Origin of the sequence: Methanospirillum sp., assembly GCF_035560735.1 — an archaeon.
In the GTDB taxonomy this organism is placed as follows: domain Archaea; phylum Halobacteriota; class Methanomicrobia; order Methanomicrobiales; family Methanospirillaceae; genus Methanospirillum.
In genome coordinates this window covers 1-19,250 of record NZ_DATMYY010000158.1, presented here as the reverse complement: position 1 = coordinate 19,250, position 19,250 = coordinate 1, and the positions used below count along the sequence as shown (strand labels likewise).

General features: G+C 47.8%; 20 protein-coding genes. 15 read left to right on the top strand and 5 right to left on the bottom strand.

Features of this window, described 5'->3' with window-relative positions; translation table 11 throughout:
• Positions 1-512 (top strand): glycosyltransferase (locus VN429_RS04895; RefSeq protein ID WP_325630409.1); only part of this gene is annotated, 512 nt, incomplete at its 5' end.
• Positions 505-1,509 (top strand): lysylphosphatidylglycerol synthase transmembrane domain-containing protein, encoded by a 1,005-nt coding sequence (locus VN429_RS04890; RefSeq protein WP_325630407.1) that lies wholly within the window; start codon positions 505-507, stop codon positions 1,507-1,509. The genes VN429_RS04895 and VN429_RS04890, both read left to right, overlap by 8 nt.
• 8 nt (positions 1,510-1,517) lie before the next feature.
• Here the strand turns inward: VN429_RS04890 and VN429_RS04885 are convergent, their stop codons facing one another.
• Both VN429_RS04885 and VN429_RS04880 read right to left on the bottom strand, forming a co-directional pair.
• Positions 1,518-2,723 (bottom strand): RuBisCO large subunit C-terminal-like domain-containing protein, encoded by a 1,206-nt coding sequence (locus VN429_RS04885; protein ID WP_325630405.1) that lies wholly within the window; start codon positions 2,721-2,723, stop codon positions 1,518-1,520.
• A 2-nt stretch (positions 2,724-2,725) separates the two neighbouring features.
• Positions 2,726-3,682 carry a ribose 1,5-bisphosphate isomerase gene (locus VN429_RS04880; RefSeq protein ID WP_325630403.1) on the bottom strand — a complete coding sequence of 319 codons (957 nt, stop codon included), beginning with the start codon at positions 3,680-3,682 and terminating at the stop codon, positions 2,726-2,728.
• A 113-nt stretch (positions 3,683-3,795) separates the two neighbouring features.
• Here VN429_RS04880 and VN429_RS04875 point away from each other — a divergent pair, with 113 nt between their 5' ends.
• The 10 genes from VN429_RS04875 (at position 3,796) to VN429_RS04830 (ending at position 12,646) form a co-directional block, all read left to right on the top strand.
• On the top strand, positions 3,796-4,602 hold the full coding sequence (locus VN429_RS04875; protein WP_325630401.1) for an HAD family hydrolase: 807 nt from the start codon (positions 3,796-3,798) through the stop codon (positions 4,600-4,602).
• A 108-nt stretch (positions 4,603-4,710) separates the two neighbouring features.
• On the top strand, positions 4,711-6,315 hold the full coding sequence (gene atwA, locus VN429_RS04870; protein WP_325630400.1) for a methyl coenzyme M reductase system, component A2: 1,605 nt from the start codon (positions 4,711-4,713) through the stop codon (positions 6,313-6,315).
• Positions 6,316-6,328: 13 nt separating this feature from the next.
• The gene (gene mmp3, locus VN429_RS04865; RefSeq protein WP_325630399.1) at positions 6,329-7,855 is read left to right on the top strand and encodes a methyl-coenzyme M reductase-associated protein Mmp3; all 1,527 of its coding nucleotides are present in this window, start codon (positions 6,329-6,331) and stop codon (positions 7,853-7,855) included.
• Positions 7,852-8,319, top strand: a complete 468-nt coding sequence (locus tag VN429_RS04860) for a methanogenesis marker 6 protein (protein WP_325630398.1) — start codon at positions 7,852-7,854, stop codon at positions 8,317-8,319. Before mmp3 ends, VN429_RS04860 begins: the two co-directional genes overlap by 4 nt.
• A gap of 1 nt (position 8,320) precedes the next feature.
• Entirely contained in the window at positions 8,321-8,770 is a 450-nt protein-coding gene (locus VN429_RS04855; protein WP_325630396.1) for a methanogenesis marker 5 protein, read from the top strand.
• Positions 8,763-10,004: a methanogenesis marker 15 protein gene (locus VN429_RS04850; protein ID WP_325630394.1), complete on the top strand. Its 1,242-nt coding sequence runs from the start codon at positions 8,763-8,765 to the stop codon at positions 10,002-10,004. The genes VN429_RS04855 and VN429_RS04850 overlap by 8 nt, the downstream gene beginning before the upstream one ends.
• Before the next feature lie 5 nt (positions 10,005-10,009).
• Positions 10,010-10,591, top strand: a complete 582-nt coding sequence (locus tag VN429_RS04845) for a methanogenesis marker 17 protein (RefSeq protein ID WP_325630392.1) — start codon at positions 10,010-10,012, stop codon at positions 10,589-10,591.
• Complete coding sequence (locus VN429_RS04840) at positions 10,588-11,526, top strand: methanogenesis marker 7 protein (protein ID WP_325630390.1); 939 nt, start codon at positions 10,588-10,590, stop codon at positions 11,524-11,526. The genes VN429_RS04845 and VN429_RS04840 overlap by 4 nt, the downstream gene beginning before the upstream one ends.
• A 54-nt stretch (positions 11,527-11,580) precedes the next feature.
• The gene (locus VN429_RS04835; protein WP_325630388.1) at positions 11,581-11,973 is read left to right on the top strand and encodes a response regulator; all 393 of its coding nucleotides are present in this window, start codon (positions 11,581-11,583) and stop codon (positions 11,971-11,973) included.
• A gap of 499 nt (positions 11,974-12,472) precedes the next feature.
• On the top strand, positions 12,473-12,646 hold the full coding sequence (locus VN429_RS04830; RefSeq protein ID WP_325630386.1) for a hypothetical protein: 174 nt from the start codon (positions 12,473-12,475) through the stop codon (positions 12,644-12,646).
• Positions 12,647-12,683: 37 nt separating this feature from the next.
• Here VN429_RS04830 and VN429_RS04825 read toward each other — a convergent pair whose 3' ends face one another.
• Both VN429_RS04825 and VN429_RS04820 read right to left on the bottom strand, forming a co-directional pair.
• Positions 12,684-13,772 (bottom strand): DMT family transporter, encoded by a 1,089-nt coding sequence (locus VN429_RS04825; RefSeq protein WP_325630384.1) that lies wholly within the window; start codon positions 13,770-13,772, stop codon positions 12,684-12,686.
• 68 nt (positions 13,773-13,840) lie between these two features.
• Positions 13,841-14,326 (bottom strand): protease inhibitor I42 family protein, encoded by a 486-nt coding sequence (locus tag VN429_RS04820; RefSeq protein ID WP_325630382.1) that lies wholly within the window; start codon positions 14,324-14,326, stop codon positions 13,841-13,843.
• A gap of 119 nt (positions 14,327-14,445) precedes the next feature.
• On the opposite strand from VN429_RS04820, the gene VN429_RS04815 reads away from it, so the two are divergent.
• Genes VN429_RS04815 through VN429_RS04805 form a run of 3 tightly spaced genes read left to right on the top strand, consistent with a single transcriptional unit; the run spans position 14,446 to position 18,640 of the window.
• The gene (locus VN429_RS04815; protein WP_325630380.1) at positions 14,446-16,449 is read left to right on the top strand and encodes a CHAD domain-containing protein; all 2,004 of its coding nucleotides are present in this window, start codon (positions 14,446-14,448) and stop codon (positions 16,447-16,449) included.
• Positions 16,446-17,081 (top strand): HD domain-containing protein, encoded by a 636-nt coding sequence (locus VN429_RS04810; protein ID WP_325630378.1) that lies wholly within the window; start codon positions 16,446-16,448, stop codon positions 17,079-17,081. Before VN429_RS04815 ends, VN429_RS04810 begins: the two co-directional genes overlap by 4 nt.
• Positions 17,057-18,640, top strand: a complete 1,584-nt coding sequence (locus VN429_RS04805) for a Ppx/GppA phosphatase family protein (RefSeq protein WP_325630376.1) — start codon at positions 17,057-17,059, stop codon at positions 18,638-18,640. Before VN429_RS04810 ends, VN429_RS04805 begins: the two co-directional genes overlap by 25 nt.
• 9 nt (positions 18,641-18,649) lie before the next feature.
• Here the strand turns inward: VN429_RS04805 and VN429_RS04800 are convergent.
• Positions 18,650-19,250 (bottom strand): flavodoxin family protein (locus VN429_RS04800; protein WP_325630374.1); only part of this gene is annotated, 601 nt, incomplete at its 5' end.

Sequence of the window (19,250 nt, the reverse complement as noted above, 5' to 3'; positions counted from 1 at the left end):
GGTTAAAAGATCACGGCTTGTCACAGTCAGTTGTTGACGGATTCTCACGTGCTCAAAATAATCTTCTCATTGTGATGGACGCAGATTTCTCGCATCCACCGCCTGCGGTTGTTGAACTTTATAACGCTCTGACTAAGGGATATGACCTCGCCATTGGTAGCAGGTATATCAAGGGTGGTGCCATTGAAAACTGGCCAATTGTGAGAAAAATTCTCTCCTTTGGAGCAACATTCCTTGCAAGACTTTTATTTCCTAAAATTAATGATCCAGTTAGTGGTTTTTTTGGTTTGCACAAAAGAATATTGAACGAGGCTAGACTGAAACCCAGAGGATATAAGATATTACTTGAGATACTAGGCAAAAGCAAATGGAACAGCGTGATAGAACTACCAATTAAATTCATTGAGCGTGAAGGTGGTTCAAGCAAATTGAATGTGAAAGTAATATTCCAGTATATCATCCAGTTTACAGATATTGTAACATTCAGGGTTTGCCATCGTATCCATGAGTAACTTTGTCAGTCCCCTTTCATGGGAAAAGATCAGAGAACACCTAAACCACTACTGGCAGTATTATCTGGGAATTTTTCTTTTTATCTCAATTCTCCGCCTCATATTCAGTGGCAAGACCCAGGTGATGCCGGATTCTATAAATATTTGGTTTATCATTCTTGCCGGGTTCAGTTATCTTCTCAATAATATCCTGATGAGTTTCCGGCTGCGGCGGATATTATCACATCTTGATGTCAAAACTTCATTTTCTCAGGTATTTTCTTCCCACATGGGCGGTATGCTCCTATCGGACTTTACACCCGGAAGAAGTGGGTATCTGTCAGTTGCAGTATTTTTCAATAGGAAAGGTATCAGATATGAAAAAGGGCTGGCATCGATTACTGGGACATTTATCTATGAATTTCTTTTCAAGTTAGGTCTTGCTCTTCTATCAGTTCTTTTCATGTATACAACTATCTTTGGGAATTCGATGCTTATATGCTGTGCCGCAACTGCAGGGATTATTATCTCACTCATAATTCTGTATCTTCTTGTTGTATATCCCCCAGGCTTTGTGTTAGATCTCGGGCAAAGATTCTCCTTCATTAATCGTCTGCTTGAAACAGGCAGAGAGTGTCAGAACCTTCATGTTAAAGTTCCCTTTGTTATTTTCATATCAGGCATCTGCTGGATCCTCCGGGGATTTGAATGGTACTGCCTTGCCATGGCTATTGGAATCAGTTCTATCCAGTTTTCAGATGCCTTATTCTTAAATCCCTTACTCACACTCCTCTCTTTTGTTCCGATAAGCCCTTCTGGAATAGGGTTTCAGGAGAGCGGTATCGTTGGTGTCTTCTCAATTCTCGGGATAGGACTAACCCTGTCCCTCTGGTTTGCATTACTTGTCAGGTTTATTGAGACTGGAATTGATCTCATTGGATTATTTGAGGTCTTTCCACAGGTACCCAATGCGATAAAAAAGGGTCTCTCCTGCCTTATGGGCAAGAGAGAGGCGTAATTCAAGTATTAGATCTTGACTTTTCCCCACTTTTCCAGGGCACGCTTTAACTCGTAGTGATCTTCTGCATATGTTGCAAGCGGGATCTCTTCCATGGCTGCATCAACAGCCTGACGCATTGCAGTTGCTCCGGCACGAGTACCATCTGGGTGTCCATGTATACCTCCGCCAGCCTGGAGGATCAGATCACTACCAAGAACCCTGATCTCTTCCACTACTCCACCAGGATGGATCCCACCACTCGCGACAGGGAAGACACTTTTGATACCATGCCAGGGATGAGTCAGGGTCCGGTTGTCACCAATGAGTTCCTGCATGTCATGCTCCATCTTTCCTGATACAGTTCCTGTGTGGAGTTGATCACCACCAAGCATCCGCACTAACCTGCAGAATGGACGCATCGCAATGCCATGCTCACGGTTCCTTGTTATTGCGGCATGCATGGTGCGATGAATATGAAGTGGCAGATTGATCGATGGATCCTCAGCAACCACCCTGACGGCATCAAACCCACAGACGATAACATCTATCATCAGCATGTTTGCCCCCATCTCTTTTGCCTGCCTGGCTCGCTCAAGGATCTTATCCCCAGCTGTGGAGATGTTCACAGCGTAGAGCACATTTCTCCCGGTTTCTGATTTGACCTGATCGAGTTTCTCCATCACCGCGGGAAGGCGCTCTGAAATCGGGCAGAATTTCTGATCGGTAAGAGTTTCATCATCCTTGATAAGATCTACACCCCCGATTGCTGCTTCGTATGCAACTTCAGCAGTATCCTTTGGGTTCAGACCGACTTTTGGTTTAATGATAGTCCCGACATGGGGCCGGTCAGTAGTCCCAACCAATTTCCTGACACCTTCAATCCCAAACTTTGGCCCTTTAAACGGGATGATCTCCTTGGGGAATTCCACATCGAGCAGTCTGACCCCTGCTATACGTGATAGGCCGAAGAGGTTCCCGGCAAAAACGGAAAGGTACTGGGGGATATTTCCGATCTCAAATATTTCGGCAGGATACCTGATTGTTACCTGGTACCCATCACCTGACGGAGTGATCTTTCCAACCTGGCCGTCAAGATAATGTACATACTCTTCCCGGGTAGAGACGTCAGTCCAGGTCCCGGTGGTCTGTTCCTCGGCAATGGCTTTGGCCGCCCACTCCGGTGTTATGCCCTCTTTAGGGCGGAAGTAATAGGTTGCAACTGCATCTGCCATGGTTACTCTTCCTCACAGTACGGGTAATCGATACAAAGATTGTCCATATCCCATTGAAGATGTTCTTTTATGATTATGTATGCCATCCCGGGAGGAATCTCTCCGTGCTCAGTGATGATAAGGTCGACATATTCAGCTGGAGTCACGTCGAAGGTCGGATTTCTAACCGTTACATTCGGAAGGGTTGCGCGGACAGCAGCAGCAAGAACCTCGTCTGCTGGCCGTTCCTCGATCAGTATCCGCTCGCCAAGGATGGTACGTGGTGCGAACTTGTAGGTTTCTGCAGCCACCAGAAAGTTCACTCTGGCTTCCTTGGCTGCAAGAGCTATCTGGGAAGTCCCTATTTTATTGATGACAGCCCCGTTCACTGTGATAGCGTCAGCACCGGTGATACAGAGATCAACCTCTTTCATAAAATACCGGGCTGCTGAATCGACGATGAAATTAGTCTTTATTCCTGCATCAGACAGAGTTTTTATCGTAATATGCCCCTGGTTTCGTGGCCGGACTTCCGTAGCATAAACCTCAATATCCATTCCCTGCTGGTGAGCGGTGAGGATACACTGAAGTGCCGCTTCTGAATTGCAATGGGTCATAACCACGTCGCCGTCCCTGATATGCCTTGCACCAATCTCACCGATCTTCGCGACTGCCTGTTCAGAGTGGGTGATAAATGCCTCTGCACGCTCTTCAAGACCTGATTTCGCCTCGTGAAGAGTTTTTACCAGGGACAGGGGTTTTGAGATCAGATTGACTGCGTTGGGCAGAGACACCGCGGTTGGCCTGACACCTGCAAGCATCTCTGATGCCACCATCATACGCTCCCGGTATGATTTCAGATCCTGATATGTGCCAGACTGGGAATGATCAAGCAGTGCTTTCGCGGCAGCACGTGCAATCCTCCCGGCACCCCGGATCTCCATGCTCCTGATCCGGTCTGCAGTCTCCTCAAGGGTCATAGTATGATCTTATGCCCCGATGCCATAGAATCCCTGTGCTACCCGGAGCTTCAGGATCTGAATTATAAGGAGGATCGGTATTATTCTTCCAGACGGTGATCTCTCTATCACCTATGTCAATTGCAGTTGTCTTTGACAGTGCAGGAACGCTTCTCCATACTTACCGAATAGCCAAAGATGTGGATTCGGGAGAATTATTTCCTGATATCGAGACGACAATGCTCACATTCGCTGATCCAAACCGTGTCCTCTGTGTTATTCATGCCCATTCACATGGGATTATGGCAGCACCAGCAGATCAGATCTTCTCATTGTTCCTTAAAGAGCATAAACTGGGGTTTGGAATATCCTGCACCCGCCGTGTTGTTGAAGCCGAAGAGATCGGCAGAATACTGATGAATGATACGTATGCCAGAGTCGGAGATATGCAGGAGTGTATGAGGATCATCTGGTCAAAGATAAAGGAAGAGGCGATCGTTGCTCTGAACAGCGGGGTGATTGTTCACACAGGCAAAGACCGGATCGAGTTTACAGTTACTGCCGGAGGAACCCCATTCTCCGGAGCAAAGGAGACGATTCGTGAACTACACAGATTAGGAGTAGCCACCTTTATTGCATCAGGGGACAGGGAAGCGAAGCTTGAACGAATGGCAGATTACCTAGGAATACCCCGGGATCAGGTATTCGGAGTTGCAACACCCACGGTGAAAGAACGGATAGTCAGAGATCTAAAAGAAGAGTATGACACCGTGCTCATGGTTGGGGATTCGATAAATGATCTGCTGGCGATGCGGGCTGCAGATATTGCGGTCCTCACAGAACAACAGTGTTCACATAAACCCAATGAACTGATAGCGGCTGTCAACCACCGGATTCACGATGTCAGGGAAGTAATTGGGATTATCAATCCCCTTATCTGATTTCTTCTTCCCAGTTGATGAGAAAAATTCACGCTCGTGAAGGGCATACTACAGGAAATAAAGTATTACCCACCAGAGCACACCAGTACACCAGACAGTGAGTGCATCATGAGACCCCTGATCACAGTTGAGAACCTCTCAATGGTATTTGACGGAAAGACGGTTATCAAGGATTTGTCGTTCACCCTTGCAGAAGGAGAAATTCTCGGGATCATCGGCCGGAGCGGGGCAGGAAAGACCGTCCTGATGCATCTGCTCCGCGGGGTGGATCAGCCGCCCACCGGAGGAAGAGTTCTATATCATATCGCAGCATGTGACGGATGCGAGTATGTAACAATAGGAAGTCACGAGGGAACAGCCTGTCCCCGGTGCGGTGCTCTCCTGAAAGCTGTTGATGTTGATTTCTGGAATCCTGATAATGAAGGGATGAAGCGTCGCATTATGCTCCGTAACGCTATCATGTTCCAGCGGACCTTTGCCCTGTATGGTAATGACCGGGTTATCGATAATGTCCTTAAGGCCCTTGATGATGTGAGTTTTCCATCCCACAAGGCTGTTTCACGGGCAGCAGATCTGGTAGATCAGGTAAGGCTCTCACACAGAATGATGCATATCGCCCGCGATCTTTCTGGCGGTGAGAAACAGAGGGTTGTGCTTGCCAGACAACTTGCAAAAGAGCCGTTTTGTCTCTTTGCTGATGAACCAACCGGGACCCTCGATACGAAGACCGCATCGATTGTACATCGGGTGCTGAAAGAGTCGGCAGAAGAAACAGGTATGGCAATGGTGGTTACCTCCCACTTCTCCCAGATCCTTGAAGATATTGTTCATCGTGCCATCCTCTTGGATGATGGTGCAATTAAGGCCATCGGGACACCTGCAGAGGTTACTGAAGTCTTCATGCAGGGATACCACGATGATGAGCAGTTTGGTGCCATCGAAGTGGGAGAAGAGATCATGCGTGCGAGGGAACTGTCCAAACGGTACGTCTCCCTTGATCGTGGACTCATCAGGGCAGTAGATCTTGTGGACCTCTCGGTAAACAGGAAAGAGATATTAGGAATCATCGGAACATCAGGGGCAGGAAAGACCACCTTATCAAAGATGATCGCCGGAATCCTGGAGCCTACCAGCGGGGATCTGATCGCCAAGGTAGGGGATGAATGGGTCGATATGACCAAACCCGGCTTTGAATTCAGGGGAAGGGCGAAACAATATATCGGTCTCCTTCACCAGGAGTATGATCTCTTTCCTCACCGTACTGTACTTGACAATCTCACTGATGCAATAGGCCTCGAATTCCCAAAAGAACTCGCAATGCGCAAGGCCGTCATCACACTCAAGATGGCAGGGTTCACAACTGAAAAGAGCAAAGAGATCCTTGAGAGGCTCCCAGGAACCCTTTCTGAGGGTGAACGGCACCGGGTGGCTCTTGCCCAGGTTCTTATCAGGGAGCCGCATGTGGTGGTTCTTGACGAGCCAACCGGCACAATGGATCTCATAACCAAGGTTGATGTAAAGCACTCGATCATGCATTCACGTGAAGAGATGGAGGAAACATTCATCATCGTATCGCATGATATGGATTTTGTACGGGATACCTGCGATAGGTGTGCACTAATGCGTTTTGGGAAGATTGTAAAAGTCGGCCCGACTGCAGAGGTTCTTGCTGAAGTGACAGAGCAGGAACGTCAGACCATGGCTGCGGAGTAACCAGGGAGGATATATGGCAACAGTCATGCTTGATGGAAACCGGACGGATATCTCAACCGGCACCACCCTTGGTGACCTGTTGCCAGACCATGATCCCTCTTTGAGCGTGGCGATTATCAAACCCGGGATCTCCAGCCATACCGAAACAAGGCAGTACCTGCTCAAGACAACAGCAGGTGAGATCGTAGTTGAGATATCAGGTGAAGAAAGACTTCCCCTGCCCTCGCTTCCTTCCGGTCTTGAAGTCAGATGGCAGGATCGCCAGACAGTAAGTATTGGAATTTTTCCAGCCAGTTTCTCTCCTGCACGAAGGCCATCGCGGTATGAGCGGGGCGATCTCATCCTCGGGTGCGGAGGATATGATCCTGCCCAATCAATGCTGGTCTTTTCACGGAAGACTCACTCTGCAGATCATGGTGCTGCAGGAGACGGTGGGGTTTTAGGACAGGTCATTTCAGGTCGTGGTGTTATGGATCGGCTTGGTCCGGGAGACAAAATCCTTGGCATTGAACCAGTCATCTCCTTCTCAGAGTCTGTGGATGCATTTACAACAACTGACATGGGTTTTGAGGTTTCTGATGGGATGCAGGTCATCAGCCACATCAGGATTGAGGCCCAGGGATATGACAGTGCCACCCATAAATACATAAATCAGGCAGCAGAGAGCGTTGAACTCATGCTGCTCGCCCTCATGAGCGGGAAATTCACCGGAAGTCAGCGGATGAGCACCCATACCAGGTGCGATACCCTTGCCGGGACGGCTGTCCCCTATGAGGCCGGGTCATCCAGGCGAGAGGGTTCGGTCATGCTCAGAACTTCTGGTAAGAAGCAGGGTTCTGTGTATATTTATACTGAAGATCTTCCCCGCAGTCTTGCCCATACACGGACCGGTCAGGTAGTGCATGGCATAGAGATCGCCAAGATCGCAAAAGAAGGGGAATCGTTCGAGGTCAGAGTTACACCAGACAAATTTGATCTTGTCGGAGTCAGTCTTGACAAGGCAATACTGTTTGCGTCTAGTCAGGGAGTAAAACTCACACCAGACAGGGATGGACCGGAACGTATCATCATCTCCCAGGATCCCGCAACAACCCTCGATGTGCTAACTGAAGGAAGAGTAGCAGTAAAGACAGTGCCAGGATCGCAGGTTATCGATATCGTTCTAGACGATCTTCATGCACCAGAAACCTGTCGCATCTTCAGGGAGATCACGGGTCTGAAGTTTCACGATGTGGGCAGGCTTCCTCTCTTCTTCGCCTTCGATGATGTGTATCTCTTTGAGACTAAAGTGCCGAAGACGATCAATATCAAACCTGAAAACACACCCGATGATGAAGTTACCGCTGGAGCATTTGCGATGACCAATGAGTCAAGGAAAGGGGCAGGGATGGTTGGCGTCAGGACAAATGAAAACAGCGAGTTTGGCCCTACATCAGAACCATTTTCAGGAACAAATGTATTGGGAAGAGTAGTGGATCTTGAAAAGCTGAGTGTACTCAAAGAGGGCGATATGGTTTATTTCAGGGAGGTGCACCAGTGAAGCAGAAAATTCCACCACTCTACCAGGGCACTGTCACTAAGTACGTCTTTGTTGAGTCATACAAGACAAACCCTGACGACCTGACATCACGGGCATATGAAGTCAGCGAGAAAGTAATGATCAAAGAAACCTGTTTCGGACTTCAGATCACTGGAGAAGAATCTGAAGTTGAGCGGGTGATCGCCCATATCAGAAAGATTGATCCGTCTCATATTTTCGTGAAGGATCGGGGCTTTCCTCCCGGAGACCCAAGGCGATGTCGGGCTAATCTTGGTGGTGCCAGGCCCGGTTATTTTGGGCATGAGTTCGAGATGAAAGTGGTAAAGTGGGTTTCAAAAGGGATCGAGGCGATAAATTCAGAAGACCCTGCTTTACCACTTCCTTTATCTTCACCAGTTCCGGAAGAACCATCCCTCTTAGATCTGCAGAAACTCAAGCAAATTATCGATGCCGAGGTGCCATAACGTGGCAAAAGTGTTCATATATCCTGCAACCAGCCTGATCCTTTCTGATCTCGTAGCCCGTTTCGGGCACAAACCACTTGGAACAGCCCTTTCGATCCGTGAAAGAATCCAGACCGCCGGCCTTGATTCGCCTCCTCTGCAGATGACCCCTGAGGATGCAAAGCGTGGACTCAGGTGGGCAGCGGTAGAAGTTCCGTCGGGAGTGCGAGGTAGAATGTCACTCTTCGGCCCTTTGATCGACGAGGCAGAAGCAGCGGTGATCGTAAAACATGCTGATTATGCATTCGGTTGTATGGGATGTGCCAGAACTGATGAACTGGTAGAGTTCCTGATAAAGCAAAAGGGAGTTCCGGTTCTGGAGGTTGATTACCCGTCTGATGAGGATACGGGCATCGCTTTTGTGAGAAGGATCAAGGAATTCTTGCAGAGTCTGGAGGGAACTCATGAGTGAAGATCTGGTCAGGATAGCCCAACTCTCGTGCGGGCCTGAATACAGCGGCGTGCAGAAGGAGATTTATACAGCAGCCGAAGCAGTCGGTGCTGAGGTCTTCTTCCCTGATCTCTCTCTTGCAGATATCAGGCGGAACTTCAGGGATTTCGGGCTTGATGTCAGATCAGGTGATCTGAAACTTGCCATCGCCCGTGCAGTAGCACTGGTTGAAGGATCAGTTGAGGCTGATGCAGTCTTTATCGCCTCCTGTTTCAGATGTGCAGAGGCGGCGATTGTCAGGAACGAACTCAGACGATACATCCATGAACACTCCTCTCTTCCTGTGGTGAGTTACTCATTCACCGAGAGGACAACCTCGGGAACCCTGCTCACCAGAATGGAAGCTCTGACCACGATTGCGAGGCGCCGTGCCCTCCTCGCACGTGAGAGGCAGGTGGGGCTCACCATGGGAGTTGACTCAGGATCCTCCACAACTAAAGCCGTGATCATGCAGGATAACGAGATCATCGGCACTGGCTGGCGTCCGACCACTGAGGTAATGGGCAGTGCAGATGAAGTTATGACACTTGCATTTGAGGAGGCCGGTGTCAAGCGTGAGGATCTTGATGCCATCGGTACAACCGGGTATGGCAGGTTTTTAATTGGAGAGAGGATTGGTGCAGACCTCATCCAGGAAGAATTGACAGTAAACTCAAAAGGTGCAGTATTCCTTGCAGACTGCCAGCATGGTCCCTCAACCGTAATCGATATTGGCGGGATGGACAACAAGGCAATATCAGTAAACAATGGTATACCCGGGACTTTTACCATGGGAGGCATCTGCGCTGGAGCAAGCGGCAGATTCCTTGAGATGACTGCGAAAAGGCTCGGGGTTGATATCACTGAACTTGGACCCCTGGCAATGGCTGGCATGGGCGGAGATGTGCCGATGAACAGTTACTGTATCGTCTTTGGGACACAGAGTCTTGTAAATGCCCTTGCTGAAGGACATAGTAAAGAGGATGTTGCTGCGGCCGCGTGTCACAGCGTTGCAGAACAAGTATTTGAGCAGCAGCTTCAGGAGATAGATATCAAGGAGCCGGTGATCATGGTTGGTGGAACTTCGCTTATCCAGGGGCTGGTCAGGGCCATGGGTGAACTCCTGCAGACAGAGATAGTAGTGCCACACCACTCACAATACATCGGATCGGTAGGAGCTGCTCTTCTCTCGTCAGGATTTGTGGAGAAGAACTGATTGGGATGGGGACACTGGAGTATTTTCAGGTTGAGTCAACCGAGCCTGCCGGGGGAGAACTTTACCGCAGGATCGCATCGACAGTGATCACAGACCATGATATCCTCCGGGTTCTGGACCGTCTTCGGATCTTCATCGATCCTGAGGTCCCAATCTTCATTGCGGTTGGAATTACCAGGACAGTTCCCCGTAATGTTATTGTCAGGGATTTTGCCGGAATCACATATGACGGAGATAAGGTCATCCTCTCGATCGCTGATGAGACCTACCTTGCCCCACTCCTTGAATTACTCTGGAGAAGATTTGGAAAAGAACGCATCGTGCAGCCGGACCGGTTCACTATCGAGATGCATCTGAACACCGAAGAGCGGGAAGGGATAGAAGAGATTGTAGTCGCAGATCCAACCGAGGGACTTTTTCGCGATCTCATCTACACTATGCAGGTCATCTGCCCTGAGGGATTCAAGGTGAAGAAACAGAGTTTCCAGAACGGGAAATTTTGGTTCGTTGCAAGTGAAAACACCCTTCAGGAGGATGTAACACCTCTCGTTGAAGAGCAGTTTTCAATTATGGGAGAGGGATCATGATTCTGGTGCCGATTACCTACAAAGGAGGGGTCTATCGGCATGATGAGATCCTTGATCTGATCGAGGATATGGGTGGATATATCATCCAGAAACATATGATCGCACAGGAGGTCGTGCTCCAGGCTCTTATTCCCCGTGATGATATCGAGACACTCAGGGTAGTATCACGGCCTCTTACCGGAGAGGTTATCTTTGCCCCGCTGGTCGGAACAGAGATCGCAATCGTCTCAATGTCACTTGAGATCCATCACCTTCCCCATGCTTCATGCGATGTCGCCGAATACCTCAGGACCGCTGGTGCGAAGACCAACATGATCGGACTTGCCCGTGGATTTGGCAAACGAATAGGACTTCTCTCTGATGAGGAACGTGATATCATCAACGAGCATGATCTCGTGATTTACCTCTTTGGTAACTTTGAGACCTGCATTAAACAGAAGATGCCAACTTTTAGAAGAGGTATCCACATTCCTATCGTTGTTACCGGGGGGCCATCAACCGATGCACTCAAAACAGTGATTGATCCTCCGGTTGCCGGATATGTTGGAGGCTTTGGCAGGTTTATGCACCGGACCAAAGAGGCTCCGGAGATTGCAAAACTTGATGATATTGTATCTGAAGTCTCCCGGGTTCTTGACGGAAGACGATCTGATATTGCCAAGGATCCTCTCAGTATCTCTCCTGCACGGCTGATGGATGTTATTCTCGAACAACTTCCTGATATCCATGATGTTACCTCACCTGTTCCTGTTGTCGTTCAAATGGATGGAGTCAGAGTAAAACTCCCGTATGATCCTTTTGCAGTACAATTGAAAAAAGTTGAAGTGGAGAAAGGGGTGACCGTAGGGATGATCAGTGACATTCGGCCATCCCGGATGCGGGATTATATTCTGGTTAAAATAAAGCCATTTTCAGACACCGGCCTGATGGTCTGATCCTGATGACCCCTGTTTTTGAAAGTGAATGAACCCCCGGGAATTGGTGATGTTGTGAGAACTACCTGCGTCTTGTATGTCGATGATGATATATCGTTTCTTGAGATTGTGAAGGTGATCCTGGAAAAGGATGGGGAGTTCTCGGTCATTGTTTCTAAAGATGGTGAAGAAGCATTAAATATTCTGGAAAGGGGAGAGTTTGATATTGTTCTTTCTGACTGCAGAATGGTAAGGATGGATGGAGCCACGTTCAGAGAGAGGGTACGAATGATGTTCCCTTCTATGCCCTTTATCTTCTTCACTGGCAGGGAGAAAATAGAGGGAATCTCCGGGATGCTGGATGACAAAACCTGGTACCTACAGAAAGGAGGAGATCCGGCAGTGCAGTTTGCCAGGCTGGCTGATCTGATCCGCATCTGCACCAGGTCCCAGGGTCAGGGCTGTTAATCACACCATTGACAGCCCTGACTTTTCTCTTTTCAAAGCCTGTTATCTCAGTATCACTCCAGCCCAAATATTTTGAGTCTCTCTTCAGGAACCTGTATTTTTATTGTTGCAACAGGTTGCAACCATTGGAACAGGGATATTTTGTAATTTCTCATCTCATTTGGTCGTTCACTTGAGAAAGATGAGATCGCAGTCTGAACCAGGAGAAACACTCTCAACCCTTCCCGATCAGATGCCTTAAAGAAATTTGTTCCTTAATGAGAGTTTGAGAGAAAATTTAGAACTAAAACCGATTTCAAACAGAAATACAGGAGTATCCTATTCCGCTCTTATATGGTGTTTCATCTAACATTATGATGTCACAGGACACCTGTGAGCCGGACGTCATCTGAATCAGTCACCATGCCCTCCTACATTGATGCTGCTATCAGGATGACTCCAATAATCTGCACTGTTACACAGTGCCACACCGAATACAATCCGGTTTAGGTGAGAAATTATGAGTTGTATTGCATTCTACTGTGATTATGATTGCTCCCTGCTGACCGGAACCACACATCCCAAACACAAGACCATACCCGTCCAGACAGACCTTTCAGACCTGGTCGGATCAAATGAGATGTTTCTCAGTCATCTGGAAGCAATTCATTATCTTGATTTTCCAGGATGGTAAGACCCATCCGGTACTCCTACATTCTACCTTTTCTATTTCACGTGTTTTTTTCACTCTTCTTGTCATCAGACATTAACTCATGATCATGGTAATGATGGAGATCAGGGGTATGCTGATGATCATGAGTCACCAGGTCGTGCTGGTGAAGGTGGGCATGTTCGCTAGGATCTGATTCAAGGTGAGAATGAGTATGATGTCCGTCGTCATGCCGATGCCTGTGATCATGACTGACCCTGATATGAGAATGGAGATGATGATGGTCTTCTGTTGCTATCAGGTAAACCCCAATGGCCATAAACAGAAAACTCACAAAAACCTGATAACCTGGAGCCTCTCCAAGGAATACCCATGAGATCCCTGCACCGATAAACGGTGCCAGTGCAAAAAGGGAACCGGTTCTGATAGCCCCAAGCGTCCGAAGTGACCTGATAAAAAGAACTAGTGAGAGCCCATACCCAAAAAAACCCGTTATCAGGATATACAGAATAACATGAATGGAAGGGAGAGATTCCCCTATTAATGTTGCAAGGACGAGACCAACAATACCCGCACACATTCCTTTGATAATAACAACAGATGCGGGATCTTTTCCTGAAAGGCTACGGGTGACATTATTATCTATTCCCCAGCAGATGCACGCTCCAAGGATAAGCACTGCTCCTGCAGATATACCAAAGGTACCTGTGGGATCCACCGAGAGAATAAGCCCTCCTATCACAACAGCCGTCATCGCTAAGACAACCCTCCTTCCGAGTGGCTCAGAGAAGAAGAGAGTTGCTATAATCCCTGTCATGACCAGCTCGGCGTTTAAAAGAAGTGAAGCGGTCCCTGCCGGTACCATGGTTAGTCCGGTCATCAGGAGAATCGGACCTATGACACTGCCGACGATGACTATGACTACAAGAAATGGTATGTCTCTTCTTGTCACCGGTGCTTCTTGCTGTGTCTGTTGAGGCCTGATTATCTTAAGCAGAAGAAGCCCTGTACCTGCACCCATGTAGAGAAGAGCTGCAAGAGTTATCGGACCAGTTCCTACGAGAAGTATCTTTGAAACTGGAACGACAATTCCGAAGAGCAATGCTGCAGTGATCGCTCCAATGAGTGCGGGATGATCAGACCTCTGCATGATCTGATATTGATCCTGACCGGGGATAAATCCGTAGAAAAGATAAAAGGGAAGGCACCCGGGTATTGTTATACAACCAGAATATTCATAGTATAACTGGACTCATTCCCGGTGATAGGTTCCCATGACCGCATATAAATCGCATCAAATGTCTGGTTTCCCTTTGCAATACCTCGAACCAGCCAGTAATGCATTCCTCCCGACCCAGCAACACCCGGCTTGACAGGGTCAGCAACATAGGTATCATTTTCGATACGAAGGCCTGACGTCACTGTTGCATTCCACTGGAAACCAGTAGTGGGATTTTCTTTCAGGTAGATATTGATGGTATCATTAAGGGGCATTGTCTCCTGTGAGTCTGACTGCAGATTTTCTCCACCGGCCTTTTCCAAACCGGCACCTTCAGAAACAACAGACTGCCCTGATTCCTTTTCTCCGGGTTCAACAGTCGATGACTTTTTCTCTGGCGATGCTTTGCTGCTCTGGCCCGTGCAACCTGCCAGAAGTACTGCAGCAATTACCAGCATAACAAGAAATAATGTCCGATAATCCATGAATCCAACATAGGACAGCCGGTAATATAAGGACTTGCAGAACAATTCAGGATTTCACAATATGCACACCTTTCCTTTTCACAACATATAACCAGAAAAACCTCCACATGATGTACCATATGACCGGCCAGCGGCCGATAAAATGTCTCCTCCAGAATCCTGATTACTGTCTTTATGCTACCAGTACATTTCTGCCTCTTCTCAGCCAGCTGGAGGCAGAACTACAGGGAGTGGTGAAGGATGATGATATCGAGTATGTCCATCGCAGCCGGGTGGCAACACGAAGAATACGTGCTGCATTTCCTTTATTTTCTGACTGTCTCCCTGAAGATTCCAAGAAGAAATGGGAAAACCAGATTCGCAGACTTACGCGATCACTCGGTGAGGCACGCGATCTTGATGTACAGATAGAGTTTGTCCGTGCTTTTCTTGCAGAGTGCTGTCCTGAAAAGAGAAACACTTCTCCACTCTTCTCGTCTGCCGAGTTTCTTCAGATTTCACCAGTGATGACAACACCTGCAGTTGTCTCACAACAGAGCCATTCTGTACCTCCCCTTACAGTAAAGGGCCGGATTTCTGCCTGGATCGAAAAACATCTGAAAGTACCCCAACAGGAGAAGGGATCTTTAGGAAAGGAAAAAGAGGCTGCCTCTGCCATGCTTCATGTAGGGGATAGCAGTATATATCAGCCATCTGATCCAGTTTCTTTGGGACTTGAATGTCTTCTGCTAAGGCTGATACAGAAACGGAGGGTGATGCAACCAGGTGTTGCAGAAGAGGTATCAGATTTTTCCAGGAGAAGGGTTATCCAGGATATGGCAGCCTTTCTCTATGATCTTAAAATCAGAGCAATGCTTGAAGGGACAGGTACTCATCCGGTTGAGACCTACGAGCGTGCCTTCATGCAGATCATGGCCCGGGTATCTGATCTCTTCTGGTTCGAGCCATATCTTCAGGATTCATCACGGACAGAGCAGCACCACGAGATGCGTATTGCTGCAAAGAGGCTTCGATACACGCTTGAAGCCTACGCCGGGCTTTACGAGGATCGCCTTAAGCCCGAGATCAAGGTAATCAAACACCTTCAGGAATTCCTTGGTGACATCCATGACTGTGATGTCTGGACCGGACTTATGCCCCGGTTTCTTGAAGAAGAGGAGGAGCGGTCGGTTGCCTACTTCGGAAATCATGGATTCTTCGAACTCATAAAACCAGGGATCTCTCTCCTCATCACGGACAGGGGAAAAAGCCGTGAAGACCAGTTCAGGGAGCTTATCAGGTACTGGGAAGAAGTAAAAGAGGAGGGATTCTGGAACAGATTATCTGAGAAGATCTCATTACCACTTCAGCATTCATTTGACGGGGCCATAGATTCTGAACATGCAGGGCCACTGACCATCGCCCTGATCAGTGATGTGCATGCAAATCTTCCTGCACTCGAAGCTGTTCTTTCTGATGCACAGGTGAGGGGTGCATCTGTGGTTCTTCATGCAGGAGATCTAACCGGTTACGGACCGTTCCCTGATGAGGTTATCAACCTTATCAGAGAGAGGCATATCATCAGTGTTATCGGCAATTATGATCTCTCGGTCCTTTCGAAAAAATGGAAGACGGGAAAGCCTTCATCACAGGAGAAACAACTGGCGATGAGATGGGCGTATCACCAGATATCAGATGAAAACCGCACTTGGCTGGCCAGCCTTCCCAGAAAGATTTGTATGTGTGTGCGAGGCATCCCACTGATCCTCACACATGGAAGTCCTGATTCACTGACAGAGTACCTCGATTATGGAACTCCTGACACCAGACTGCACGAGATCGCAGCTGCAGAAGAAGCGAAAGTAATCATAACCGGGCATTCACACAGGGGGGCAGCTCGTGAAGTAGATGGAGTCTGGTTCATCAATGCAGGCAGTGTTGGAAGGCCAGAAGACGGTGATCCCCGGGCATGTTACGCCCTTCTTACCGTTGAACCCTTTTCAGTCATTCATATCAGGGTTCCCTATGAAATAGAGCGGACCGTTGAGGCAATACAACACAGACACCTACCTGATGCATTCGCACGAATCATCAGGGAAGGGAAATCTCTTGATGTGGTTCAAGATCCTGAGGAAAAGACATGAGTCAGACTGATTCACCCAGGGGGGGTCAGTTAGAAGAACAAAGAATAGGTTCCGCTCTCTCATTCATGGAACGCTATGATCCTGATCATCCTCACGCCTTCCAGGTGGAACGGCTTTCAGGACTGCTTTTTGATCTCCTTACCGGGCTTCACCGAATGGGAGATCCTGAACGGCGACTTCTCTCATTGGCATCTCTTCTACATGATATTGGCTGGAGTGTACCATCTCGTCCCCATCATAAGGCTTCAATGGATCTCATTCTTTCAGACACAACCATCCCATTGACTCCATCTGACCGGCAGATTGTGGCCCTCATTGCCAGGTACCACCGCAAAGCACATCCGGATCCCTCTCATTCATCGTTTGCAAGACTAAATAATAAGGAGAAAAGGCAGGTTCGCTGGTCTGCAGGTATTCTGCGTCTTGCCGATGCCCTCGATCGCTTCCACCGTTCATCGGTACAGGGACTTTCAATCCAGACCGGTGAGGGGGTAATTCAAATTGATTGCAGGACTACAGATGATCATATCCCTGAGCCAGAAACCCGGGTACTTGAAAAGAAGTCGGCTCTGCTCAGTGAGGTGACCGGGTGCCGGATAGAAATTTTATGGAACCAAACGAGCACAAAGTAGTTGCATTCATTGATCTTGGTACAAATTCAGCCAGGCTTCTGATCATCAGGCTGAACCCTAACTGTTCTTATTCAGTTCTTACCCAACAGAAGGAGGTTGTGCGTTTAGGTGAGGGAGAGTTTGCTGATAATATCCTTACACCTGATGCTATTACAAGGACTGTCATTGTCCTCTCCAGATTTGCTGAGATAGCATTGAGTTTCAAAGCTTCAGAGATTGTCGCTGTTGCCACTTCTGCAACCCGAGATGCGCGAAACCGTGACACCTTGATTACTCGAATACGGGAAGAGGCAGGTTTTGAACTCAATGTGATATCAGGACCAGAAGAAGCCAGACTGATATGGCTCGGGGTCTCAAGTGGTGTCAAGATAGGAAAGATAAAATCTCTGTTTATTGATATCGGGGGAGGAAGTACCGAGATCGTTGTTGGGGATCAGTATGAACCATTTCTGCTTCGAAGTCTGAAACTTGGTGCCATCAGGACCACCAATACATATATTCCACAAGACCTTACAGGCCCGGTTTCTCCTTCATTTGTTCAGACGATCCAAAAACACATCCGCAGCCGTGCAACACATACAATCAGGCATGTAGTTGGTAAAAAGGTACAACAGGCATTTGGAAGTTCGGGAACAATCACTACACTTGAAGCAATTGCAGCCGGTTTGAACTCTGTAACTCCTCACCAGCCAGGAGTAATAACCAGAAATGAGCTGTCAGCAATTATCTCACTCCTCTGTTCACTTCCACTAAAAGAACGAAGGAACGTTCAGGGTTTGAACCCGGACCGTGCAGATATTATTATTGCAGGGGCTCTTATCCTTGAATCACTGCTTGGACAGGCAAACATCAATGAGATCCAGATCTCTTCAAGAAGTCTGAGGGACGGACTTCTTGTCGATTACCTCTCAAAAATTCCTGGCTTTCCCTATGCCGAACAGAAACCGATACGGGAATCGAGTATATGGCATCTTGGAAGAACATGCCATATCAATGAACCACATGCCGATCATGTCAGAAAACTGGCACTCTCACTGTTTGATTCAGCACGTGATTCAGGACTGCAAAACCTTTCAAATTTAAGCAGGGAACTTCTCTCATATGCAGCAATTCTTCATGATACAGGCCAGTTCATATCATTCCCAGGCCATCACCAACACTCATTTTACGTGATAACCCATGCTCCTCTTCTTGGGTTTAACGAGCATGAAATCCTGATCATCGCTCTTGTCACCCGATATCACCGAAAAAAGATGCCACGCAGGAAGGACTCATCATATGGCCCATTGAGCAATGAAGACAAGATGATGGTCCAGATTCTCTCCATATTCCTTAGAATGGCCGAAAACCTTGACAGAAGTCATGACGGGAGAGTAACATGTGCAAAACTTCTGACTTCGGAGCGACGAAAGATAACACTGGCCATTGAATGCACTGCAGATTGTTCACTTGAACAGTGGGCAATCCTTGGAGATATCAGATCCTTTGAACGAATAATGAAGAGAGGACTAAAAATTGAGGTTTTCCCTTCCTCTGATGGAAAAAAACAACATGTCTAATCTAATGTATTAGTTGCTGTTTCCAGGTTTTATTTCACCTGCAACAGCTTTTGCCGCATCACCAGCTTGATTCATCGCTGATTTGTCCTTGAGCACATCGCCTGCTTTAAACCCACGTCCGCTTACAGATCTGATGATCTTCATCTCCTGGGCCTGGGCCCATATTTTCAGGGTTTCAAGTGCACGATCGTCGCCACTTTCTGCACAGACTGCAACCGGTATCACCTTTTTACCTTTCAGCTGACGTTCATGCCAGAGTGAGTATGAACGATCAATTAGGTTCTTTATCTGCCCATTGACATCATGGAAATATACTGGCGATCCGATGATGATAAGATCACTCTTCTTCATCCTCCGCACAATCCTGGAAAAATCATCTGACCTCAGGACACAGTGACCTTCTTTCATACATTTGCGACATGATTTGCACGGGCGGATTAAACTGCCGGCAAGGGAGATCTCCTTAACCTTCAGACCTGCAATGTCACTCTTTTCCAGGTCACTGACGATTGTATTGATCAGCCTACTTGTGTTCCCGTTTTTTAGAGGACTACCTGATATTGCAAGGACTCGCATGTCAATTAGTCCAATGTGATCACATATATAATGT